Consider the following 24,855-nt stretch of genomic DNA (forward strand, 5'->3'; position numbering starts at 1 on the left):
GATGCCGTGAGCCCCGCTACCTTACTTCAATGTCTTTAATAACTCATCCAGTAGTTCAGAAGCATCGTGTTTATATTCTGATTCCCAACGTGTTTGCCAGTCTGCGGGACGGCCTTCACTCTCCCATTCAGACAGAGCAAGTGCATTGATAATTTCTAGTTCAAACCATATTTTCTGATAATTATCTCTATTGTGCTCATTTTCAAATAGCTCATTTAGCTGAGGCAAATCTTCTGCGTAACTGACGAACCTCGCAAAGCTAATGACATCACTTAATGAATGAAGCGCATACTCACAGATATCATTCTTCTCATTTATCGCCATATTTAACCGTGACCACTCTACCAGATTCGTTCGTAACTACGGATACTTTACTCTCAGGATCAAAGTGTACTGTTGTTCCGCCTCGGCTAGGAGTCTATTTTCCATTTTTAATGGTATTCTCAACAACAGAAGGCGTTATTCCTCGATCCTGCATTCTGTCTAAGGCGTGCCCTGAATATTCTCGATTTCTGATCGTACCCGGCTGATTCCTTACAGGTTGATAAGATGGGTTACTTGGCTGATTCATCGGATTGCGCTTACTTCCCATTGGGAGAGTGGCAGATACTTCATCACTGGCCTTGTTAATCAGCCTGGACGCTTCAGCAACATCCCCTTTCTTCAGCGCTGTCTCTGCCGCCTTGATCGCTTTGCCCGCGGCATCACCCGCACCCGGTATAATCCCTATCGCCGCTACCAAGTAATCCAGCGCACTCTGCGCTTCCGCAAAGCTCTTGATATCCCCAACCACCGGCACAAAATCTGCACCTGTCGACAGGATATCTTTCAGTTCTTCCCGGCGCTCAGTATACATCTTCACCGAGCACGCTTCCGCGCTCATTCCGGCACAGTTTTGCTGCTTATAACGTTCGTTCTCTGCGTCGACACGTTCTTCGGCTACCTGCTGAGGTGTCTTACCCTGAGATACAGCGTCAACAAGATCACTCAGCGCGTTATTCTCCACCGCATTCTTCCCGGCCTGACCTCCGATTACCGCTCCCGCAGTATCGCCCTTCACCAAGCCACCGGCAAGTCCTGAGGCCAATTGGCTTAGTGCGCTAACCTGCTGTTTCTCGCTTTCGCTCAGTTGCGCTATCTTCTCTGGCGTATCGGCATGGAACAGTTTGTCCGCAATAACCCTCGCCGCCAGTTCACCGCCGCCCGCGCCCAGTCCCCCTGCTGCGGCCGACTGGTTGTTCAGCTGCGCCGTCACCGCCCCCAGCACCGCGTGCGCCATCGCATTGGCGGCAACGTCTACTTCACCGGTCAGCGAATTGGTGGTCAGTTTCTTGATTTCCGTCGCCAGGTACGGTGAGGCGCCGCTTGCCAGCGCCCCCGCCAGGTTATTGCCCGCCAGCGCCGTCAGCGCCGCCTTCTGCAGGTCGCTGCCAGTGCCGTATTGCCGCATCGCGTTGTCGTATGCCTGCTGCATCACCGCCGCATCGTTCGTCGGTTTGCCGCTCTTCTCCAGTTGCTCCCTGGCCTGCGCCAGCGCCGCCGGGTCTTTCTGTGCCTTCAGCCCGGCGATATCCCCCTGCGTGCGGATGACGTCCATCGCCTGGCCGCCAATCTCGCCGATAAGCTGGGCCTGCTTGAGCCGGTTTTGCTCCTTCTCCTTGTTGAATATCGGGCTGATGCTGCCGTCGTTGGCATGCTCGGTATCCCGGTTCAGCTGCGCGCCATTGGCTTATCGAAGCCGAAATCACCGACATACAACAAGTTCAGCCCACCGCTGTACCCGATTTTATTTAGTTACAGTAATGATAGTTCAGGGCGTAGAAGCAATCACTACCGCTTAATCATGACTTATAAAAAATCAAACAATAACCTCCGTTATTATTGTTTGGTCATTAACTCTATTGATTCTAAGATTATGAGCATCTGGCAAACTATTAATTAACGTTTCAACAGTCCCTCTTGGAAAGGTTTTTTCTTGGATTGTTTTTTCGAAATCAGTCGAGTAAAAAAATCGTTCAAAATCACCATCAAAACCCAACCAGAACACGCACCCATAGTCCGACAGTTCACAAACATCAAGCCAGATCACATTCTCTGGTGCACCATCAGAGAAATCCAAGTCAGCCAAAGAGATATTTCCAATATCCCTTACCCCATCACCTAATTGACTATTCAGACTATCTTTTAATGAAGATATAACAACATAAAGATCCGTAACCGTCCCTTTCCCAGGAATTAAGGTATCGCCAACAATAAAATTGAAAAGACCGCTTGGGGAAGTCAATTCAAGCACATACTCTAGCTGAATACCTATTTCCAAAGCATTTCCAACAATCATTTTATTTTCCACCCTTCCTGTTTTCTTAAAGCAGCCCTAACGTCATTCGGTAATTCAAGTTTATTTTTTGGATCCGCCGTACTACCTGACCAGTGAAAACCTCCTGTATTATCAGGAGAAAATCTGTGTATATCACCATTACTGTCTATTGTGTAACGAGCCTTATGCTCTTTACCTTTTATTGTCAACGGCACTGAATTTTCAAAAAGAAACAGTGAATTTTTAGGCTCAATTCCGGCATTAGGTCTATTGCCTACCCCTCCAAGGGTATGCTTAGAGTTTGACTGATAAACAAACCCATTGCTCGTTTTCACTGGTTCAGGCACAGGGATAGCGCTACCTTTACCAGCCTTACTTACCCCGCCCAGCGCACTTAACGCCACGCCCGCAATAATATCGGCCTGAGCCTGATCAAGGCCGTATTTTGCCATGATCTGCTCTGACACTTTATTGCTGGCAATAACCCCGTCGGCATCCATCTGGTGCGCCCAGGTCGCCGTCAGATCATAGACCACCTTGATCGGGATATCTTCACCCAAGGCACGATCTATAGCCTGCTTCACTGCCAGACTGTCCGCCAGGACCTCACCGTACTTCTTCTGACAGGTTGTTGGGCTGCTTGCACAATCGCTGATTAGCTGTTGCTGCTGGGCGGTACTCAGTTCTTCGTACTTTTTAATGATCCCAGTACAGTCACCACCGCCAGCCTGGCAGGATTTCATTTCTGCCGACCAAGCATCTATCTGCTTACTGCTCAGATAGTTATTCTCCACCGCATTCTTCCCGGCCTGACCTCCGGTTACCGCTCCCGCAGTATCCCCCGTCGCCAGCCCGCCTGCAAGCCCTGCGGCCAACTGGCTCAGCGCGCTCACCTGCTGCTTCTCGCTTTCGCTCAGCTGCTCTTTCGTTTTGCCCGGGAACAGCTGGCCGGCAATGTAGCGCGCCGCCAGTTCACCGCCCCCCGCGCCCAGTCCCCCTGCCGCGGCTGACTGGTTGTTCAACTGCGCCGTCACCGCCCCCAGTACAGCGTGCGCCATTGTGTTGGCAGCAACGTCGACTTCACCGGTCAGCGGATTGGTGGTCAGTTTCTTGATTTCCGTCGCCAGGTACGGCGAGGCGCCGCTCGCCAGCGCGCCCGCCAGGTTATTGCCCGCCAGCGCCGTCAGCGCGCCCGTCACCGCCTGCGCCGCCTTCTGCAGGTCGCTGCCGGTGCCGTATTGCCGCATCGCGTTGTCGTACGCCTGCTTCATCACCGCCGCATCGTTCGTCGGTTTGCCGTTCTTCTCAAGCTGCTCCCTGGCCTGCGCCAGCGCCGCCGGGTCTTTCTGCGCCTTCAGCCCGGCGATATCGCCCTGCGTGCGGATGACGTCCATCGCCTGGCCGCCAATCTCCCCAATCAACTGCGCCTGCTTGAGCCGGTTCTGCTCCTTCTCCTTGTTGAATATCGGGCTGATGCTGCCGTCGTTGGCGTTATCCGTATCCCGGTTAAGCTGTGCGACATCCTGCTGCTGTTTGCCGGTGTCGCGGACTATCAGCGTACCTTCACTGACGGCGGCCTTTGTCGTGCCCTCGGCGTGCCCGCTGTGGTTGGCGCCCGACAGCGTGCCGCCGGCCATGTTGGTCAGCAGTTCTTTGCCCACCGGCCCACCGGTGCTGAAGCTGCCGCCGCTGTGTGTCGCGCTGTAGTCCGCCTGGTTGTGGATGTCCGTCCAGCCCAGCGTGCCGGTATCGAGGCGGTTTTTCTCCTTGTCAGCTTGGCTTGCAATAACGGCGCCGTCGAGCTGGGTATGTTCTTTGACCTTGACGTCATACCCGCCTTGGCCGGCAAACAGCCCGGTCTGCTCTTTTACCGAGTCGAAGTTGCTGTGCAGTTTGTCCTTGCTGGCGCTAAAATTCGCCGAGCCGCTGCCGGCGCCGATCGGCACGCTGATCCCGCCGCTCATCTGGGTCTGCCTGGCATCATAGCGGTCGCTGTCCTGCTGGCTTTCCAGCGCCAGGTTACGGCCCACGTCGACGGTGACTTTTTCTCCGCTGGCCTGCGCGCCGGTAAGCCGGGTGTCGCGGCCGCTGGTCACCTTGAGATTACTGCCGGCATCCAGGGTGGTTTCGGCATGCGTCAGGCCGTTGCCGTTCTCATGCCCCTTGCCGGCATTGACGCCGGCCGAGACGCTGATGCCATAACCGCCAGAGCCTGCGCCGATGCCGACACCGACGTTGCCGCCTTTGCTGCTGTTTTTGCCGACGGTGCTTTCGCGGTTCTGCGCCGACTGCAGGGTAATGTCCCGCGCCGCATCGAGCGACAGATCTTTGCCCGCTTTCAGCTGGCTGCCGGTGACGACGATATCGCCACTTTGCGCGTTGTGGTTCTTGCCGCTCGCCGTTATCGACAGGTTTTGCCCGGCGGTGAGCGTGCTGCCCTGCGACTGGCGGCTGTCGGTGCGGGTTTCGCTTTTCGACGATTGGCTGCCGTAGGAGGCGCTGATACCCACCGTATTGGTGGCGCCCTGCGCTGCACCTTCGTCTCCCGGCTGCAAGCCGGCAGCGGCGTTTTTCGCCTCCGCCGAGGCGGTCAGCGCATTATCCCGCTCCCAGGCCTGTGCAGCCTGCACGCCGGACAGCGCCGCCTTGGTGTTTTGCAGCGCGGTCAGGCGCCCATCGCCTTCTTTTCGCGCCTGCTGTGCCGAGCTGACGGCGGTGTTGAGCGCGCCGCCCACGGTGCCCGATAATGCCACGCTTAGGCCGCTCTGCTTCTGCTCGTAGGTCTCTTTACGCGTGCGCGCATCAACGCCGGGATCGATAGTCACGCTGTCGCCGGTAAGAGCCAGATCCTTGCCCGCCACCAGATCGGCGCCGCCGATGTGCAGTTGGTTGCCCGCCGTGATGTTGACGCTGCCCTGGCTGCTGCCGACGGTGCTGAAGCTTTGGCTTTGGGTCCGGCCTTTCTCGTCGATTTCATGTTTGCTCGACTGTTTGCCAATGGTGAAGCCGATGCCGCCGCTGCCCAGCAGGCCGCTTTTTTTCTTCTCTTCCAGCCGGTAATGCGTGTCGCTCTCGGTGGCCGCGCCGATGTCGACGTTACGGCCTGCCTGCAGGTTCACGTCCTGGTCGGCGGCAATGGCCGAGCCGGTGACCGTCAGATCGTTGCCGGCGCTGACGCTGACGCTGTTGCCGCTGAGCAGGCTGCCTTTCTCGCGTGTGGTGGCGTCATGCGCTACGCTGTGGCTGCTGCTTTTTTTCAGGAAACCTTTTTTCTGTGACCGCTCTTCACTGAGGGCTGACTCGCGTTCGGTGGCGGTATTGAGGGTCACATCCTGCTTCGCCTGCAGGGCGATGGCGCCCTGTTCGCTGTGCAGGGCGCTTGCCGTGGCGATGATGCTGCCGTCCTGCGCTACCACCGTGACGCCGCCCTGTCCGCTGAGGGTGCTGCCCACCACGTTTTCCCGCAGGACTTCTTCGGCGCGCTCACCTTTAGTTTTCCGGCCGCGACTTTCCTCGTTGGAGACGCGATGCTCGCTGTCGGTGGTGTGGTTAAGGATCACATCATTTTTCGCCTGCAGGGCGATAGCGCCCTGGTCGCTGTGCAGGGTGCTGCCGGTAACCGTGACGTCGCCTTCACGCCCGATCACGCTCACACCCTCGCGCCCGCTGAAGGTGCTGCCGGTGCTGATTTCGCGCTCGGTTTGCTCTTCGCGATGGCTCTTGGTTTTGCCTTCGCGTTTGTTTTCGCTGTCCTGGTCCTGCGTGCGGGTACGCGCGTCTTTAATGCTCACGTCCCGCGCGCTGACGCCAATACGCCCCTCTTTACTGTCAATCTGCGCGCCTTCGGCCAACAGGCGGTTGCCCGCCACCAGGGTGACGCCCTGGTCTCCGCCGAGTGCGCTTACTGTCAGGCGCTCTTCCTGGCGGTCGTTGCTGACTGATGAAGTACGGCTGTTGGCGTCCAGGTGCGTGGTGTTGGTGGTGCTTTCGGCCCTGATGTTGATATCGCCACCGGCCTGCACGCGGGTGCTGCCGGCGGCGCTGGCCTGGCTGCCCGTGAACGTGACGTCTCGCCCGGCATCGAGCGTGAGGTTGCCGCCGGCGTTAAGCTCACTCCCCAGAGCCTGCTGCCATTCGCCGCTGACGTGCGCCATCCGGGAGCCTGCCGCTTCCGTGCCGCCGCGGGTGCGGTTACCCATTGAACCGGAGATAACCTCAAGATCGGCGGTATGGCTGCTTTTCGCGGCGGTGATGGTCAGATCGTTACGCGCGCTCAGGCTGAGCGTATCGGTCGCATCCAGTTTCGCCCCCGTGAGCGTGATATCGGTGCCGCGCAGGCGAATGTCGCCGGCGCTCATGGTCGCCTGGCGCAGCGCGTCCTGCAAGTTAGTGCTCATGGCCAGACTGTCTGCCTGCACGTCAATGCTGCCTGCCCTGACGTCGCCGCCCTGATGCAGGAACTGCCCGGCGTCAACCGTCAGGGCTTTTTCGGCAAACAGGTTGCCGGCATTGGTGATGCTGTTTGCCGAGAGTTGCAGGTCGCCGCCGCCAATTAGCGCGCCATCGCCGGTCAGGCGCAGCGTAGTCTGTGCCAGGTACACCTTCGGCACCCATACCGTTTGCGGGCCGCCTTCCGTTTGCACCGTCTCGCTCACCAGCCAGACGATATCCTGTTGCAGCGCCGCAATCTGCTCCGGCGTCAACGCCACGCCCGGCACCAGATGGAAGTCCTGGGCGACTTTGCTGCCGTTGTTCATCAGTTGCTGGTACTGCTCCATCGCATCCCAGCCCTTGACGGACGGTTTACCGGTCAGCGCCAGCACCTGCTCACGCACCAGACGCTGCTCGTAAAAGCCGTCCCCCAGGCGCTTATGGGCCTGCGCGGGGTCATACCCTACGCGCTCGAGCATGTAGTCGCTGCTGATAAAGTTGTCGCGGCGGGTAAAGCGTTCATCGGTTACCACCAGGAACGGGCTGCCGGTCGCCGTATGTTGACTAAACAAGCCGTTATTGGGGATGGCGGTGGCCACATTGCCCAGATGCTGTAACTGCGTCAGCGCCAGCTCAGACGGCAGCAGTGGGCGCCCCAGCGGCGAGGACGGCGTGGCGCCCGGTCTTGTCATTTGCTCACCCGGCGCCAGCGTCGTATCGCCGTCAGGTCGGGCAGCGCCCTCTACCGTGAAGGCCAGCGGATTGCGCTCAAGCTCGGCGCGTTCGGCATCCACCGCCTTTAACGCCGCATCAAGTTGACTGATTTGCGCCTGATTGACCGTGGTGTTGGTGATGCGGGCTCCGTTGATGGTGACCGTGCCATTGCCGGTGATCAGCCCGTCAACGGTCGCCAGCGCCGTGGTTTCGTCCCGATTGAACGTGGGATACCAGTGATGCGTGTCCTTGTCATAATGGTCAACGATAGCCGCCTGACGCCGCTCGTTAACCGAGTAACCGCGGTTGTCCACGCTGCCGCCGCCGTCCTGCGTCAGATTGCCGTTGGCCGTAATGACGCTGGCGTCATTGAGCAACGTTCCCGTGATGCGCAGCACCATGTTGCCGCCGGCCAGAATACGCGCGCCGATCCCCTCACTCACCAGCTTATCGCGCGTCACCGTGCCGCTCTCGGTACGTTCGCGGAAGTTGTTGTAATCGGTGATGAACGGCGCGCTGTCGATATCGACATGCTTTTCGGGATCCCAGGTCATCACCTGCGTCCAGTCGTGCTCCCAATGGAAGCCGTTTTGATAAGGCGTCGGGATGGTCGCCAGCTGATTGCCCCCACGCGTTTCATAGAACGTCATCGCATAGCTGCCATCGGCATTCGGCTTGAGCGCCAGGTAGTTGACCCACAGGTCGGTCAATTGGCCCTTATTGTCCTTGACCCGTACCTGTGCGCGCTTGCCCGCCGCATCAATGGCCAGCAGTGTGCCGTAGCGGTTGGTTTGCGCCGCCGCGTCATCCTGATAGGTCAGCTGCTGGGTGGTCGGTGCCATGGTGCTTTTATCGGGATTGACCTTTGAACCGTAGGAGCGCCAGTAGTAGTTGTAGCGGTGCCATTTGTAGTCGCTCTTCTCGGCGTTACGCTCAATCACCAGCCCTTCGCGCAGGTTGTTCAGGCGACGCGCTTCCACGGTGGCGTCACCGTCCGCTTCGATAAAGCTGGCCCGGTTTTCAATCAGGTCATCGCTGTGCAGGTGCAGACGGTCGGCGCTGTAAATCAGCGCGCCCTCCCGGTTGGTCAGCCGCTCACCGGCCTGCACCGTCAGGCTGTGGGTCGCCGCCATCACCGCAGGCGCACCGTGGTTGTCGATAATGCGCCCGTTCACGGTGATGTCGTCGCCCATCAGCGCCGCGGCGTTGTCCAGGGTATCGACGTTCAGCGTCATGCTGTCCGCCTCAAGACGCCCGGTGTTTTGCAAGGCTCCGGTCGTCAGCTGCAGCGTTTTGCCCACCAGCGCCGCCGGATTGGTGATGCTGGCAGCATGGAGCGCCAGCTTGCCGGGCAGCAACCAATCCGCCAGGTTGGTAAAGGCGCCGCTCAGAGAGAACGTCACCGTACCGTTACTGCTGATCGTTTCGCCGGCCTGATGGATGTAGTCCTGCTGCGCGGACAGCGTCAACGCCTGCAGCCCCAGCAGGGTACCGTTCTGATTATCCAAGGTACGCGCATGCAAGGTAAGTTGCCCGGCGCTCTCCACTCGCCCGCCCTGGTTGAGCAGCGCCAGCGGCGAGTCGGTCCGTGACCGGTCAGTATTGATATTGAGGTTGCCGTTGGCCAGGATCCGCCCCTGGCGGTTGTCCAGCTGCGTTACCCCCGAGAGGGTCATCTGGCCGCTACTCTGCAGGCGGCCTGCGGTATTGTCGATATCACGAGAGGTGATATCGGTGCGCGTGGTGCCCAGTATCAACCCGCCATCGCGATTGTTCAGGCGCTCGGCCTGCACATCCAGTTCCGCCTGGCTGCTGAGCGTGCCCTGACCGCTGTTATCGAGCGTCCCGGCCTTGAGCGCCAGCCCCTGGGTTGACACTAATTGCCCACCCCGGTTGTTGACCTGCGCCCCCTCAAGCGTGAGCGCGTCGCCGCTGTGCACCTTGCCATGCTGATTGTTAAGCCGGTCGAGTCGGTAGGTGCCCGCCCCCTGACTGATGAGCGTACCACCGGTATTATCCAGTTGCTTTGATGCCACCGTGATGCCGCCGCGGCTGCTGAGTACGCCGCGTGTATTATTGATACCGGCGGCCGACACCTCTTGCCCGCCATTGCTGCGCACTGCACCGCCGGTATTTTCCAGCAAACCAAGAATGCGCAGCGCCACGCGTTGCTGGCCGTCTATCGTCCCGCCGGCATTATTCAGCGCCTGCGCATCAAACGTCAGCGCATCGCCGCCCTGTATTTTCCCGCCGCGGTTGTCCAGCCCGCCGTTCAAATTGAGCCGCAGCTGCTTCTGGCTGTAGAGTTGCCCCGCCTGGACGTTATCAAGGCTGCGGGCGGCGATAGTCAGCGCCTGGCCCGCCAGCCATTCGCCGCCGGTGTTATTGATGGCGCCGGCGTGCTCGCCGTCAGCGGCCCCTTGTACGGTCAGTTGCCCCTGCGCCGAGACCTTACCGCTGCGGTTATCGATATCCTGTTTGATGCGCAGCGCCAGGTTTTGCGCCGATTGCATCACGCCCCGGGCGTTATCCAACCAGTCAGCCGTAAGCTGTGTTTCCTGCCGACTCTGTACGCTGCCCTGCGTATTGTCAAAACCGCCGCTGATGGCCCGCCAGCTCCCCAGGCTGCCCATCCAGCCCTGCGTGTTGACGATATCCTGTGCCTGCAACACCTGAGACGATTGACTGAAAACTCGCCCCTGGCGGTTATCCAGTTTGCCGGTGAACTGCATGTCCAGGCTATCCAGCGCGTTGATGGCGCCCTGAGCATTGAGCAGACTGGCGGCGCGCACCTGCGTGCGGCCATTGCCGGTCAAGGTGCCGTTTTGGTTATCCCAGCCCCCCGCCAGATTCAGAGAAAGCGCCTGGCCGCCCAGCACCACCCCTGCGGCGCGGTTGGTCAACTGGCCTCCCTGCAGAGACAGATCGCCGCCGCTCTGCAGGGAGCCGCCGTCATTATCGAACAGGCTGGCTGCTCCGCCGTTAACGGCAAGGGCCTGCTGCGCGGTCAGTTTGCCGGAACGGTTGAGGATATTGCCTGTCGCATCCAGCGTCAGGCCTCCGCCGGACTGCAGCCGCCCGCCGGTATTGTCGAGCGACTGCGCGTTGGCGGTGACCTGCCGGCCACCTTGTGCGGTGCCGCCCTGATTGTCCCAATCGCCATCGGTGTTGACGGCGAGTGCGCTGCCGCCTTCAAGCCAGCCGGCGGCGTTGCTCAACCCTTGCTTCGCCGTCAGGTTCGCATCCTGCCTGGCGACCACCTTGCCCTGAGCGTTATCGAGGCGCTGCGCCGTTAGCGTGAGCGACTCGCCGCTGATTTCCCCCTCGCGGTTGCCAAGCACGCCCGACGCAGTGAGAGAGAGTCTCTGCCCGCCCAGCAGCTTGCCGGCCTCGTTGTGGATGTCTCGCGCTGACACCGTGGTTTGCCCATTCCCCTGCACCCTACCGTGATGATTGCTCAGCTCGCCCTCACTGCTCACCGTCAGCATCTCATCGGCGCCCAGCAGCCCCTGCGTGTTGTCCAGCCCCTGACGGGCATGCAGGTTAAGCCGTTGTCGGCCAATCACCTTGCCCTGCTTGTTGTCGAGACGGTCAGACTGCACCGTCAGCACCGTAGCACTGATTTCACCGCCGCGGTTGGTGGCGTTGCCCGAGGTCTTCAGGGTTGATGTATGGCCTGAAAGCAGCTTACCGCCGTCGTTGTTGAGATTGCTCGCCGTTGCCGTGACGGCCGTTTCACCTTGCGCCGTGCCGCCACGGTTGTCCCAGTCGCCGGCGTGCACATTCAGCGCCTTGCCGGCGCCAATCAGGCCGCGTTGGTTATCCAGGCGGCCGGCCGTCATTTCGAGATTTCCCTGGCCGATGACCTGCCCCTGCGCGTTATCCAGCCGTTGTACCGCCAGACGCACGTCATCGCCGCTCAGGGTGCCGGACTGGTTATTCAGATCGCTACCTGCCTCAAGCCTCAGGCCGTTCCCGGCCAGCAGGTTGCCGCCGGCATTATTCACCGCGCCATCAGCATGGAGCGTGAACCCCGCCTGGGTTTTTATCGTGCCGCGCTGGTTATCGAGGCGACCGGCGTCGAGGCGAAGAGCTCCGTTGCTGCCCATCGTGCCACCGCCATTGTCGAGCAGGCCACCCACTCGCCAGTGCTGCGCCGTTTCCCCCAACGCCACCAGGCGACCGCGCTGATTGACCAGCCGGCCGGACGAAAGCCGGAGGCTCTGCGTCTCGATGGTGCCGTCACTGTTATCCAGTGCGCCTGCCAGGGTGAAACGGCTCTCACCGTCACCGGTCTGAGACCAGGTAGCCTGTTGGTTGAACAGGCTGTCAGCATCGACCGCCCAGCGCCCGGCCTTGACCCTGGCCTGCTGCGCATCCACATTTCCCTTCGTGCTCACGGCCAGCTCACCGCTGTCTACGGTGGACTGGCGCAAGGCCACGCCGCCCTCGCGGGCCGCCAGCGCGGTGCGGCCGGCCGCAACCTGCGCGCCGCTGATATCCACCCGCCGCCCGGACGCGTTGACGTTCTTTTTACCGAGCAGACTGCCACTGGCGCGGATATCGCCCTGGCTATCAAGCTGCAGATTGGCATCATGGACCAGCGCGCTTTCGACATTACTGCCCGCCAGCAGGTGGCCGCTGCTTTGGATGCCGCGCGCGGCGTTCAGGTGCACATTCCCGGCCGCCGCCAGCGTACCGGACTGCGTCAACATTCCCTCGCGACTCTCTATGGCCAGTTGCCCACCGCTGTACACTTTGCCGTGCGTCTCGATGTCGCCTTTTGCCGCCAATTGAATATCGCCGCCGGCCTGGGTGGCCGCATCCGGCGCATCAGAGCGCCAACTGAGCTTGCCTTCGCTGCTCACGGTGAGCGTTTTGCCCGCCCGGACCTGTCCGCCCTGGTTACGCACGCCGACGCCGGCTTCGGTGCCGATCATGCGGATACTGCCGCTGTACATGCCACCCATCTGCCCCATGTCGATGGCAAGCTCAGGCCTGGCACTGCCGTCGTCCGAAAGCGGCGCGGCGGTTTTGCCGTCCGCGCTCACGCGGTTACGACCGGCCACCACCGACACGCCTTCTTTAGCCCAGACGCCGGCGTTGACCTCCACCGCGCGCGCCAGAATGTCGACGTACTCGGTATCATGACGGGTATCGCCGTTGAGCCCACCGCCCTCGATGCGCACCACGCCGCGCTCGACCTGGTAGCCCGCCACGCTGCCATCGGCGTTCAGTTGCGGTTTGCCGGTGGTCAGCGTCATGCGCCCAGCGTTGATGGTGCCGCAGCCGTTGCAGACAATGCCGGCGGGGTTGGCCACAATCACCTGCGCCTTGCCGCCGGCCACTTCCATAAAACCGCGCAGCTGGCTGGGATTGTTGCTGTTGACTTCATTGAGGATGACGCGAGCCGGCGCGGAATTGGGATTGAGATTAGGGTTACCCTGGATCATCCCGGCCATCTGGGTCGCGGTCATCACCGCCGAGTTGTTGAGGATGGCGCCTTTGGCGTCGACGTCGAACTGCTGATACTGATTATGTGAGACCCCAGCCTGGTTGGGGGCGGTGATGTTGACCTGCGGCAAGCCGTTCTGGGTAGTGATGACCTCCGGCCGCTGGGAAGGATTGGCACCGCCGTCCGCGACAATGCCGTCTGCCATGACGGGGCCGGCGAACATCAACAGCCCAAGCAGCCACACTGACCGACGCACGGTGACCCACAGACGACTTCCACCTGTTATTCCTGAACCGATGCGCTGCCCCGGCTCGCTGCTGCAGCTGCGGGCCAGTTCGGACACCACCCGCAACTCCCCGTGGGTGCGGCTGAAGATAAGGCGATAGCAATGTTTGTTCATAGGTCACATCCGTGAGAAAAGTCAGTCCGTTCAGGTCAGTGCAGCAACGCTGCCGGTATCGCGATGTTCAGATTTCCAGATTTACGCTAAAACCCGCGGTCGCGCCGGAGGTATGGAACCCCGCAGGCTTGTAGAGCGGAACGCCGGCAAACAGGTCATAGCTGAATCGCCCCCACAGCGCGCCGCGCACGCCGAGCGCGCTGCCCGCCAATTGATGGCCAACCAAGTGGCGGGTGTTTGGGCCGTCCACCCGGCCGTAGTCGGCGGCCAGATACAATTCATGCCCGCGAGAAAACACGTTCCAGGCGATTTCATTGCGCCATAGCAGGCCCTTTTCGCCGGACAGCATCTGTTCGCCGTCAAAGCCACGCACCGTGTAACGCCCGGCAATGGCCATCCGCTCCTGCGGCGTCAGCGCGTTCGGGCTCCACTGCCCCCTTACGCTGGTATACACCCGCCAGGGCTGATCGCCCCAGGAGAACGGCTGATTGATGCCTAGGTCGCCGAGCAAAATGCCGGTACGTGCGCTGCCTTCATGACGCGACTCTTCCGGGGCAGGCAGGGCATTGAATGCGCCGGTGCCGCGGCGCCAGTTGATATTGGCGTCCAGCGTAGTGGTACCGAAGTAGCTGCGCTGATTCAGCCCCAGCTCCCAGCCGGCGGTCCGACGTTTTTGCGACACAATATCAACGTTGTCCACGGCGTTAGTCGAGTGCTTGCGGTAGCCGCGCAGGTTGAGCGTTAACTTGTGCGACTGGTCGCGGTACAGCAACCGGGAGACGGTCAACTGAATGTTGTCGCTCTTGCCGCTGTAGCGCAGCACCTCATTGGCGTTGGGGATGTTCTGGTGATAGGTGTAGTCGTTGTAATTGGCCGAGAAAGCCCAATATCCCACCGGGAAAAAGTAGTTCAGCGTATGTGAACGGTTGCCGAACGGCCCGTGCTGAAACACATCCTTGCCGATGTTGGCGTAAAACAGGTCATTCTGTACAAACGGCGCATCGATAGCCAGAGTGGCCGAACCGAGATAACGCCCGGTACTTTTGGAGCCGCTGTCGTCCAGCCCCAGGCTGAGCCGCACCGGGCGCCCTTCGTGCCAGTTGACCTGCAGGTCACTGGTTCCGTCCTCGGCGCCGGGTACGATTTTAATATCGGCATTGGCGCTGGGCACCCGCCTGAAGTTCTCCAGCCCCTGTTCGATATCGCGCAGGCTGAGAATATCGCCGCGTGAGGCCGGAATAGCGTTCCACAGCCGCCCACGCCAGGAGACCGGCTCCTCAAAGCGGATCTCACCGATACGCCCCGGCTGCAGCGTCAGCGCCAACACGCCCGTGGTCAAGTCCTGCTCCTGCGCCATCACGCGTGTGGTGACATAGCCCTTGGCCAGTATGGCGTTTTGTACCTTGTTGATGGCAAGCACAATGCCCTGGCTACCCAGACAGCGGCCCCTGGCATCCGCCGCGACGTTCAACGCCCATTGAAAGCGATCGGCAGACTCGCCGACCAACGTTAGCCGATTGATGATGAAGCAAGGGCGTTCATTGGTTGGGTAATCGGGCAGCACAACGTCGGGACGGGAAAGGCGCGCATCGGCCTGCGGGGCATTTTGCTGTTGCAGGGCGCGCTCGCGCTCCTGCTGGCGCTGCTGTTCGCGGGCATCAATGGACGCCATTCCATCGCTGGTAGACGCCGAAGCGGAAAACAGGGGTACAACGCCGATCAATAATCCCGACAGCCCGCAGCGGATAGAATAAAGTAAAGCACGAGCAGTATCTGAATCTGAGCGCATCCTTGGCTCCTCACCGTTACTTATAGTTATTTATTTGGTCAAAATCATAAGTTAAGTAAATTAATGTAAATAAACTTACTCTGGGGCGAATTATGAGCTTCGGGGGGGAAAAATCAACAGCTTTATGGCACTGCGATTCACAAAACCATAAGGGAGGCGGCGGGCATGCGAAGAATGGCGAAACGGCGGGAGGATGACGCCATGATGCGCCATCCTTTAAAATTAATTGTCGATCGGGAGGAGAATCAGTAAACGAGACGGACAGCTATCAGCCCAGCAAATTGCTGCCGAACGCCCCCTGCCAATCCTGTTCGAATTTCTCGACCGCGGCCTGCACCGCCGGCGCGCTCAGGAACTGCTCCGCCACATCCACCGGCAGCGTGATCGCCTGGCAACCCGCCAACAGGCATTCCAGCGCCTGGCGCGGCGTCTTGAAGCTGGCGGCCAGCACCTGCGCCGACGGCGCGTGCAGGCTCAGCAGCTGCTGCAGCTCGTGCACCATTTCGATGCCGTCGCCGCCCTGCGCGTCCACCCGATTGACGTAAGGCGCCACGTATTCCGCCCCGGCCAAGGCCGCCAGAAGCCCCTGCCCGGCGCCGTATACCGCCGTGCCCAGCGTCGGGATGGACATCGTTTTAAGCTTCTTGATCGCCGCCAGCCCCTCGGCGGTTGCGGGGATCTTGACCACCAACCCCGGTACGCGCTGGCTGAGCAGCGCGGCCTCCGCCACCATGCGCTCCGCATCGGCCGCCATCACCTGCGCGAACAGCTTGCCGGTGCCGCCGAGGGCGTCGCGCAGCGCGGGCAGCACTTCCCAGATCGGCTTGCCTTCCTTCGCCACGATGCTTGGGTTGGTGGTGACGCCGTGCAGCGGCAGAATGCGCGCCAGGCGTTTTACCGCCGTCACATCGGCGGTATCGAGATAAAGCTCCATCACGGACTCCTGTGTCATGTTCTGTGGGCGGATTCAAACTCTGATCATCATAGGGCAAAAACCCCGCCAACCTTTGACCAAAATCAATCCAACTTTCATTCGAAACATTTTTAATGGCGAAAGATTCAGCAACGCCAAACGGGTGACTCATGTTCTTCAATCTGCAGCGCTACTCGACCCATGACGGCCCCGGTATCCGCAGCGTGGTCTTTTTAAAAGGGTGCCCGCTGAGCTGCCGCTGGTGCCAGAACCCCGAAAGCCGCTCGCGCCACGCGGATCTGCTGTTTGACGAACGCCTGTGCCTGAGCGGCTGTACGCTGTGCGCCGAGCGCTGCCCGCAAGGCCTGCAGCGTGACGAGGGCGCGCTGACGCTGCGGCGCGAAGCCATCAGCGCAGACGACTATGCGGCGCTGGCCGCCGCCTGCCCGACCGGCGCGCTCAGCCTGTGCGGCAGCGCGGTCAACCCCGACGATATCATGGCCGAGGTGATGCGGGATAAGCCTTTCTACCTGCGCAGCGGCGGTGGTGTAACGCTGTCCGGCGGCGAACCCTTTATGCAGCCGGAGGTCGCGGCGGAGCTGCTGCGGCGCGGCCGCGAAGCCGGCATCCACACCGCCGTCGAATCCTGTCTGCACGTTCCGTGGCGTTACATCGCCCCTTCGTTGCCCTGGCTGGATCTGCTGTTGGCCGATCTCAAACACACCGATGAAGCGCGTTTCAACACCTGGACCGGCGGCTCCGCCCGTCGGGTGATGAACAATTTCCGCCGGCTGGCGGCGCACGGCGTGCCAATGACCGTGCGCGTGCCGCTGATCCCCGATTTCAACGCCGATCGCCATTCTGTCCGCGCGATTGTCGACTTCGCCGCCGACGAGATCGGCGTGTCGGAAATCCATTTTTTGCCGTACCACACGCTGGGCATCAACAAGTATCACCTGCTCGGCGAACCTTACCGCGCCTCCCGCACGCCGCTGGACGCGCCCGATCTGCTGGCCTTCGCCGAAGCGTATGCCGGCGCCAAAGGCCTGAGCGCCATTTTGCGAGGATAACGCCATGACTACGTTGGATTTGACCACCCTCAGCGCCCGCATCCAGGCGCATAAGAACGCGCTGATTCACATCGTCAAACCGCCGGTGTGCACCGAACGCGCTCAGCACTATACCGAGGCCTATCAACAGCATCAGGATCGGCCGCTGCCGGTGCGCCGCGCGCTGGCGCTGGCCAACCATCTGGCGAAGCGCAGCATCTGGATCGCCAACGACGAGCTGATCGTCGGCAACCAGGCCAGCGAGCTGCGCGCCGCGCCGATCTTCCCCGAATACACCGTCGGCTGGATAGAAAACGAGATCGACCAGTTGGCCGACCGGCCGGGCGCCGGCTTCTCGGTCAGCGAAGAGAACAAGGCGATTTTGCACCGTCTTTGCCCCTGGTGGCGCGGCCAAACGGTGCAGGATCGCTGCTATGGCATGTTTACCGACGAACAGAAGGCGCTGCTCGCCACCGGCATCATCAAAGCCGAGGGCAACATGACCTCCGGCGACGCCCACCTGGCGGTCAACTTCCCGCTGCTGCTGGAACTAGGCCTCGACGGCCTGCGTGAAAAGGTGAACGCGCGCCGCAGCCGCCTGCGCCTGACCGAGTGGGAAGATCTGCATAAAGCGCAGTTTCTCAACGCCATCGACATCGTGCTGGCGGCGCTGAGCGAACACATACTGCGCTTCGCTCACCTGGCGCGCGACATGGCGCAGCGCGAAACCCGCGACTGGCGGCGCACCGAGCTGCTGGCCATCGCAGACAACTGCGATCTGATCGCCCATCGCCCGCCGCACACCTTCTGGCAGGCGCTGCAGCTGTGCTATTTCATCCAGCTGACGTTGCAGATCGAATCCAACGGCCATTCGGTTTCCTTCGGCCGCCTCGACCAATATCTCTATCCCTGGTATCGGCGCGACGTCGAGCTGGAGCAGAACCTGGAGCGGGAAGACGCCATCGAGCTGCTGCACAGCTGCTGGCTTAAGCTGCTGGAGGTCAACAAGATCCGCTCCGGCTCGCACTCCAAGGCCTCCGCCGGCAGCCCGCTGTACCAGAACGTCACCATCGGCGGCCAAAAACTGCTCGACGGCCGGCCGTGCGACGCGGTCAACCCGCTGTCCTACGCCATCCTCGAATCCTGCGGCCACCTGCGCTCCACCCAACCCAACCTCAGCGTGCGTTACCACGCAGGAATGAGCGCCGATTTCCTCGACGCCTGCGTACAGGTGATCCGCTGCGGCTTCGGCATGCCGGCGTTCAACAACGACGAAATCGTCATTCCCGAGTTCATCAAGCTGGGGGTTGAACCGCAGGACGCCTACGACTATGCCGCCATCGGCTGCATCGAGACCGCCGTCGGCGGCAAATGGGGCTATCGCTGCACCGGCATGAGCTTCATCAACTTTGCCCGCGTGCTGCTGGCGGCGCTGGAACAGGGCCGCGACGCCACCTCCGGGCAGATTTTCCTGCCGCAGGAACAGGCGCTGTCCAAAGGAAACTTCGCCGATTTCGAGCAGGTGATGGCCGCCTGGGACCGACAAATCCGCTACTACACGCGCAAGTCAATTGAGATCGAATGCGTGGTGGACAGCGTGCTGGAGGAGAACGCCCACGATATTCTCTGTTCCGCGCTGGTAGATGACTGCATCGAACGCGGCAAAAGCATCAAGCAGGGCGGCGCCAAGTACGACTGGGTTTCCGGCCTGCAGGTCGGCATCGCCAACCTCGGCAACAGCCTGGCGGCGGTGCGCAAACTGGTGTTTGACCAGGGGGCGATCGGCCAGCAGCGGCTGGCGGCGGCGCTGGCCGACGACTTCGCCGGGCTGGATGGAGAACAGCTGCGCCAGCGGCTGCTCAACGCCGCACCCAAATACGGCAACGACGTGGACGAGGTCGATCGGCTGCTGGTGCGCGCCTACCAAACCTACATCGAGGAACTGAAGCAGTATCGCAACACCCGCTTCGGCCGCGGGCCGATAGGCGGCGGCTACTACGCCGGCACCTCGTCTATCTCGGCCAACGTGCCCTTCGGCGCCGCCACCCTCGCCACCCCGGATGGGCGCAAGGCGCACCAGCCGCTGGCGGAAGGCGCCAGCCCGGCGTCCGGCACCGACCACCTGGGGCCGACCGCGGTGTTCAATTCGCTCGCCAAGTTGCCTACCGAGGCAATCCTCGGCGGCGTGCTGCTCAACCAAAAGCTGAACCCAGCGACGCTGGACAACCCGCGCGATCGGGAAAAGCTGATGCTGATGTTGCGCACCTTCTTCGAGAGCTATCGCGGCTGGCATGTGCAGTACAATATCGTGTCGCGCGAAACGCTGCTGGCGGCGAAGCAACACCCTGACCAATATCGTGATTTAGTGGTTCGCGTAGCTGGCTATTCCGCCTTCTTTACCGCATTATCCCCTGAGGCGCAGGATGATATTATTGCGCGCACAGAACATACTCTTTAAACCTTTGACTCTTAGCGGCCGCACCTTGGCGGCCGCATCATCAGGCCGATATGAATTTACGACAACAGACCATATTGCAGTTGGTTAACGATCGCCGGCGGATCAGCGTCAATGAGCTGGCGCGCGCCTCGGGCGTCTCGGAAGTCACCATCCGGCAGGATCTCAACCTGCTGGAAAAGCGCAGTTATCTGAAGCGGGTACACGGTTCCGCCGTGGCGCTGGAGAGCGACGACGTCGACGCCCGCATGATGTCCAATTTCACCCTCAAACAACGGTTGGCGCAATATGCCGCCGCGCAGGTCAACGACGGCGAGACGATCTTCATCGAGAGCGGCAGCGCCAATGCCCTGCTGGCGCGCTACATCGCCGAGCGCAAGCGCATTACGCTGATCACCGTCAGCCACTACATCGCCAACCTGCTGAAAGAAACCGACTGCGACGTGATTGTGCTGGGCGGCATGTACCAGAAGAAAAGCGAGACCGTGGTCGGCCCGCTTACGCGGCTGTGCATTCAGCAGGTGCATTTCAACAAGGCGTTTATCGGCATTGACGGCTTTCAGGCCGAAACCGGCTTTACCGGCCGCGACATGATGCGCGCCGACGTGGTCAGCGCGGTGCTGGCCAAGGGCGTGGAGAATATCGTGCTGACGGACTCGAGCAAATTCGGCCAGATCCAGCCCAACCCGCTGGCGCAGACCGGCCAGATCAGCCGGGTGATCACCGATTCGCGCTTGGCGCTGGAGTATCAGCATCAGCTGAAACGCCAGGGCGTACAGGTGGAGCTGGTTAACGAATAACGCAGGTCACTGCCGCACCGCGCGGGCTACACCGCGCGCCTTCCCCTTGCGCAGCGGGATTTTAAGACTATTTACCTGTTTATCCTTCCCGAGAAACCTATACTCAGTTTCGGCGCCTTTTGGGCCGTAACTTGCTAATTATTCGGCCGTTAACAAAAAATGCCATTTTTTTATATCGATACTGTACGGGAATCAACGGCAGGCCTGATTTATGGTTAACGCCTATACTTATAGGGCACTTCCATATAGCCAATGCTAAGGAGAAGTCATTATGATGATTATCAATAAACGTTTCGCCACCGCCGCGCTGGCACTGACTCTGGCGTTTTCACTCAGCGCCTGTTCCAACATGTCCAAACGCGATCGCAACACCGCTATCGGCGCCGGCGCCGGTGCAGTCGGCGGCGCAGTGCTGACAGACGGCAGCGCGCTGGGCACGCTGGGTGGGGCTGCGGTAGGGGGCATCATCGGTCACCAGGTTGGCAAATAACCTGACCGAGAGACCTCGGCCGACAGGCTGGCAAAAGCGCCTCGGCGCTTTGACGTATTAACCAGAATAACGATGATTTCAGGTCTGTTTTACTTTAAGTCTATGGTTCTTTTGCCGTTAACGGGCTAACCCCCGGCAGCAACAACCTCATGCCATGCCGCAGTATTGCACCGCGGCATGGCGATTCACCTCAACCGCCCGCCAGTTTGACCTTCATGCCTTTGGCTTCCAGCAGCTGTTTGAGCAGATCGCGTTTATCGCCCTGGATCTCGATAATCCCGTCTTTCACCGAACCGCCGCAACCGCATTTCTTTTTCAGCTCGGCCGCCAGTTTGTCGAGCGCGGCATCATCCAGATCGACGCCGGCGATCAGGCATACCCCCTTCCCCTTGCGGCCGCTGGTCTGACGCTGGATGCGCACGATGCCGTCGCCCTTGGCGCGTTGCGGTTTAACGTCTTCCTGCTTGATGCGGCCGGTGTCCGTGGAATACACCAGGCGGCTGTTATCGTCATTCATCATTGCCTCCTCAGGCCAAAGAGGCGCGGATCGCGCGCAGCGTCGCGGCCGGATCCGCAGATTGGGTGATCGGACGCCCAATCACCATGTAGTCCACGCCGGCGGCCTGGGCCTGAACAGGGGTCATGATACGGCGCTGATCGCCCGCCGCGCTGCCTTCAGGGCGGATCCCCGGCGTAACCAGCTGGAAAGCCTGCCCGCAGGCGGCCTTCAGGCGCTGCGCTTCGTGTGCCGAACAGACCACGCCGTCCAGCCCGCAGTCGCGGGCCAGGCGCGCCAGGCGCTCGGCGTGTTCCGCCGGGCTGGCCTCGATGCCAATGCCGCGCAGGTCTTCCGCTTCCATGCTGGTGAGCACCGTCACGGCGATCAGCAGCGGCGCATCCGCTCCGTAAGGCAGCAGCGCTTCTTTAGCGGCGGTCATCATGCGCGCGCCGCCGCTGGCATGGACGTTGACCATCCAAACGCCCAGCTCGGCCGCCGCCGCAACCGCATGCGCGGTGGTATTGGGAATATCGTGAAATTTCAGGTCGAGAAACACGTCGAAACCGCGCCCGTGCAGATCGCGCACCAGCTGCGGCCCAAACAGCGTGAACATTTCTTTGCCCACTTTCAGCCGGCAGTCTTGCGGATCGATACGGTCGGCGAACGCCAGCGCAGCGTTCTTATCGGCGTAATCTAACGCCACAACGATTGGAGATGATTTTAAGTCATTGTTATTAGTGTTATTTTCAGACTTCATTTCTTCTACCTTCTGTAAAATGGACATAATCAGGTACTCACCCGCGAAACTGACCGCCGCATTCTACATGCCGGGGGCCAGAAATCCCAGCCGCAGCGCGTACCGCCGCTCTGTCATGTTACCTCTCACCTTTGTCATGGCGCGTCAACAAAAGCGCGTCAGCGATAAACCACGCAGCGTAAAACGTCGTAAAGATGCGTAAATTCTCAATCAAACATTTTGAACAACTTGCTCAGCATTATCAGATTTTCAAACGGCGCAGATGCTTTATTATTCACCACATCGGAAGCGAATGGCTTCCTTCCTAAATAAACAGACTGGAGTCACCTATGAAAACCATCAAATATTTTGCAGCCGCTACCGCTATCGCACTGACCTCTTTCGCTACCTTCGCCGCTGAGCCGGTCAACAGCCAACAGGCTGACAGCCTGACCGCCACCGGCATCGTTTCCGCGGGCCATGCGACCACCCTCAGCAGCCTGGAGAAAAAACTGGCCGCTAAAGCCGATGCCCAAGGCGCCGGCAGCTACCGCATCATCTCCGCCGGCGGTAACAACATGCTGAGCGGCACCGCGATCATCTATAAATAATGTTTCCGGTACAGGGCCCGCACGCTCGGGCCCTGCCTCTGTTTCTCGCCTAAAAAACCCGCGTTTGCCTCACCCTTCTTTGTTACAGAAATATTAAATTTTTATTACACACTAGACACCCGATCGCCAGTGGCTTAGCTTGAAGGCATCTTCCTGCAGAAAGGCTTTCAAAATGAGCGAGATATCGACACTTACCATCAAAATTCCTCTGGAACTGAAGGAAAAAATCCGCGCCGCCGCCGCTGAAAACGAATTTTCGTTGAGCGTGGAAGTATGCCAGCGCCTGGAAAACAGCTTCAACGCGCCCGCCGCCAAGGCAGAAAAGCCGGCCAAAAAGGCGGATGAGCTGCACCACGGCGAGATCGACAATCAAAGCACCGAAGAAGAGGTTGAACAGCCGCTGAGCCAGAAAGAACTGAAGAAACTGCGCCAGCTGTTGAAAACCGGCGCCAAAGGCGGCAAGAAAAAGTAAGCGGCAAACGAAAAAAACGGGGCGATTATCGCCCCGTTTTGTTTTGCCCCACCGCCGCGTTATTGCCCGTCCAGACCGCGAATCGGTTTGACCGATGACCAGGCTCGGCACGACGGGCAATGCCAATAGAGCGAGTGCGCAGTGAAGCCACATTTGTGGCAGCGGTAACGCGGCTTGGTGCGAATTTGCTCGCCGACCATATCGCGCAACAGCAGCAGGCTCTCTTTCGCCCGGCCGTCTTCGGCGTCCGCCAGGTGATAATCCATCAGCCGGTAAAACACGCGCATGGTCGGATGGCGCTGCAGCTGGCGGTTGATATAGACCTGCACCACGTCGCGCCCTTCGTGCTGTTCGATGATCTCGGCCAGCATCAGATCGGCGGTGGCGCCGGTGTTCTCTTCCACGCAGCGTTTCAGGAATTCAACCCAGCTGTGCTGTTGTTCCGGCAGATGCGTGTAGCATTCCTGCAGCATCGGCAGCGTTTCGCTGACCAACTCTTTATCCTGGCTCAGCACGCGTTGCAGCGACTCTGCCGCTTTGGCGTAGTCGTTTTGCGCCATGTAGATGCGCCCGAACATGATGGATACGCGCGCACACTGTTTATCGGCTGCGTCCGCACGTTTGAGCAGGCTCATCGCCCGATCGAGATCGTCGCTGCCCATCGCCTGCAGCGCCAGTTCGCAATAGAAGTGCGCGATCTCGACGCGCTGTTTCTCTTTACCCAGCTTGACCAGCTTTTCCGCCACGTCGATCGCTTTTTGCCAATCGCTGGTGGCCTGATGGATCACCAGCAGTTGCTGCAGCGCCGATACGCGAAAATCCGCTTCGTCAGTCAACTGGCTGAACATGTCTTCCGCGCGATCGTACAGCCCGGCCGCCATATAGTCGCGGCCCAGCTGCTGTACCGCCAGCAGGCGCTGTTCAAAGGTCAGGGAGGCGCTTTCCATCAAGGCCTGGTGGATGCGGATGGCGCGGTCGACTTCGCCGCGCGAACGGAACAGGTTACCCAGCGTCAGGTGGGCTTCAACGGTGTTGCTGTCCTCTTTCAACATGTCGAGGAACAGATCGACCGCCTTGTCCTGCTGGTTGGAAAGCAGAAAGTTCACCCCTGCCACGTATTCACGCGACAGGCGGTTGGCTTCTTGCTGTTTATCCTGCTGAGCGCTTCTGCGCCCCATGTACCAACCGTACGCGGCAGCCACGGGCAGCAACAGAAACAGCAGTTCTAACATAGAGGATTATTCCTTGCTGACAACGGGCTGAGCCGCCGGTTCAGCGGGCTGCTCAAGCTGCAGCTCCAGCCTTTTGATCTTGCGCTCGGCGCGGCCCAACGCAATGCGTGTGCGCAGGTAAAACAGGCCGCAAATGATCCAGCCGAGAACAAAACCGGCGCCAAACAGCGTGGCCAACAGGGTCGATACGCGATAGTCACCCTGCGCAACCAGATAGTTGAAATTGACCACCTGATCGTTATGCGCACCCAAGGTGACGGAAATCACGAAGATCACCAGAACCAACAAAAAAATCAGCAAATATTTCACATTCTTTCCCGCGATGCCGAGTGAATCGGATGAACGATGCCAAAACGTGGCGTCCCTAACCCTTAAGTTAGCATTTCCCACTGCGGCAGGGAAACCCTGCGGCACGATAAAACCACATATCTGCTGGCATATTCGGCAGTAAACGGCCTTAGCGAACAAATTGATGAGAAAGCTTCTCAAAAC

The 24,855-nt window shown here is 60.1% G+C and carries 16 protein-coding genes; 6 read left to right on the top strand and 10 right to left on the bottom strand.

Annotated elements, in window-relative coordinates; translation table 11 throughout:
• Positions 1-21: 21 nt before the first annotated feature.
• The 6 genes from ACJ8PI_RS08925 to fsa all read right to left on the bottom strand — a co-directional run bounded on the left by ACJ8PI_RS08925 (position 22) and on the right by fsa (position 16,040).
• Positions 22-324, bottom strand: a complete 303-nt coding sequence (locus ACJ8PI_RS08925; RefSeq protein WP_060427197.1) for a hypothetical protein — start codon at positions 322-324, stop codon at positions 22-24.
• Between the two features lie 94 nt (positions 325-418).
• Positions 419-1,597: a VENN motif pre-toxin domain-containing protein gene (locus ACJ8PI_RS08930; RefSeq protein ID WP_239509774.1), complete on the bottom strand. Its 1,179-nt coding sequence runs from the start codon at positions 1,595-1,597 to the stop codon at positions 419-421.
• 261 nt (positions 1,598-1,858) lie between these two features.
• The gene (locus ACJ8PI_RS08935) at positions 1,859-2,350 is read right to left on the bottom strand and encodes an immunity 42 family protein (protein WP_239509773.1); all 492 of its coding nucleotides are present in this window, start codon (positions 2,348-2,350) and stop codon (positions 1,859-1,861) included.
• Complete coding sequence (locus tag ACJ8PI_RS08940) at positions 2,335-13,317, bottom strand: hemagglutinin repeat-containing protein (RefSeq protein WP_239509772.1); 10,983 nt, start codon at positions 13,315-13,317, stop codon at positions 2,335-2,337. The genes ACJ8PI_RS08935 and ACJ8PI_RS08940 overlap by 16 nt, the downstream gene beginning before the upstream one ends.
• A 67-nt stretch (positions 13,318-13,384) precedes the next feature.
• Entirely contained in the window at positions 13,385-15,106 is a 1,722-nt protein-coding gene (locus ACJ8PI_RS08945; RefSeq protein WP_164134179.1) for a ShlB/FhaC/HecB family hemolysin secretion/activation protein, read from the bottom strand.
• Between the two features lie 268 nt (positions 15,107-15,374).
• Entirely contained in the window at positions 15,375-16,040 is a 666-nt protein-coding gene (fsa, locus tag ACJ8PI_RS08950) for a fructose-6-phosphate aldolase (RefSeq protein WP_033647546.1), read from the bottom strand.
• 149 nt (positions 16,041-16,189) lie between these two features.
• Between fsa and ACJ8PI_RS08955 the strand changes: the two genes are divergently transcribed.
• From ACJ8PI_RS08955 to osmB, 4 genes are all read left to right on the top strand, one after another.
• On the top strand, positions 16,190-17,089 hold the full coding sequence (locus ACJ8PI_RS08955; RefSeq protein ID WP_060452607.1) for a glycyl-radical enzyme activating protein: 900 nt from the start codon (positions 16,190-16,192) through the stop codon (positions 17,087-17,089).
• Between the two features lie 4 nt (positions 17,090-17,093).
• Entirely contained in the window at positions 17,094-19,526 is a 2,433-nt protein-coding gene (locus ACJ8PI_RS08960) for a formate C-acetyltransferase/glycerol dehydratase family glycyl radical enzyme (protein ID WP_164134178.1), read from the top strand.
• A gap of 50 nt (positions 19,527-19,576) precedes the next feature.
• Positions 19,577-20,323, top strand: a complete 747-nt coding sequence (locus ACJ8PI_RS08965; RefSeq protein WP_033647550.1) for a DeoR/GlpR family DNA-binding transcription regulator — start codon at positions 19,577-19,579, stop codon at positions 20,321-20,323.
• 271 nt (positions 20,324-20,594) lie between these two features.
• A complete protein-coding gene (gene osmB / locus ACJ8PI_RS08970; RefSeq protein WP_004945176.1) occupies positions 20,595-20,813 on the top strand; it encodes an osmotically-inducible lipoprotein OsmB in 219 nt (72 codons plus the stop codon).
• Positions 20,814-21,003: 190 nt separating this feature from the next.
• On the opposite strand, the gene yciH is transcribed toward osmB, so the two are convergent.
• Together yciH and pyrF are read right to left on the bottom strand one after the other, a co-directional pair.
• The gene (gene yciH / locus ACJ8PI_RS08975) at positions 21,004-21,330 is read right to left on the bottom strand and encodes a stress response translation initiation inhibitor YciH (protein WP_033647552.1); all 327 of its coding nucleotides are present in this window, start codon (positions 21,328-21,330) and stop codon (positions 21,004-21,006) included.
• A 10-nt stretch (positions 21,331-21,340) separates the two neighbouring features.
• Positions 21,341-22,069, bottom strand: a complete 729-nt coding sequence (pyrF, locus tag ACJ8PI_RS08980; RefSeq protein WP_049232982.1) for an orotidine-5'-phosphate decarboxylase — start codon at positions 22,067-22,069, stop codon at positions 21,341-21,343.
• A gap of 329 nt (positions 22,070-22,398) precedes the next feature.
• Here pyrF and bhsA point away from each other — a divergent pair, with 329 nt between their 5' ends.
• Together bhsA and ACJ8PI_RS08990 are read left to right on the top strand one after the other, a co-directional pair.
• The gene (gene bhsA / locus ACJ8PI_RS08985; protein ID WP_033634720.1) at positions 22,399-22,659 is read left to right on the top strand and encodes a multiple stress resistance protein BhsA; all 261 of its coding nucleotides are present in this window, start codon (positions 22,399-22,401) and stop codon (positions 22,657-22,659) included.
• A 172-nt stretch (positions 22,660-22,831) separates the two neighbouring features.
• Positions 22,832-23,131 (top strand): Arc family DNA-binding protein, encoded by a 300-nt coding sequence (locus tag ACJ8PI_RS08990; protein WP_033653022.1) that lies wholly within the window; start codon positions 22,832-22,834, stop codon positions 23,129-23,131.
• Between the two features lie 59 nt (positions 23,132-23,190).
• Here ACJ8PI_RS08990 and lapB read toward each other — a convergent pair whose 3' ends face one another.
• Positions 23,191-24,363: a lipopolysaccharide assembly protein LapB gene (lapB, locus tag ACJ8PI_RS08995; RefSeq protein WP_033634721.1), complete on the bottom strand. Its 1,173-nt coding sequence runs from the start codon at positions 24,361-24,363 to the stop codon at positions 23,191-23,193.
• A 6-nt stretch (positions 24,364-24,369) separates the two neighbouring features.
• Entirely contained in the window at positions 24,370-24,672 is a 303-nt protein-coding gene (locus tag ACJ8PI_RS09000) for a LapA family protein (protein ID WP_004930650.1), read from the bottom strand.
• Positions 24,673-24,855 lie beyond the last annotated feature (183 nt).

The organism is Serratia sp. CY82433 (assembly GCF_052166535.1).
In the GTDB taxonomy this organism is placed as follows: Bacteria; Pseudomonadota; Gammaproteobacteria; order Enterobacterales; family Enterobacteriaceae; genus Serratia; species Serratia sarumanii.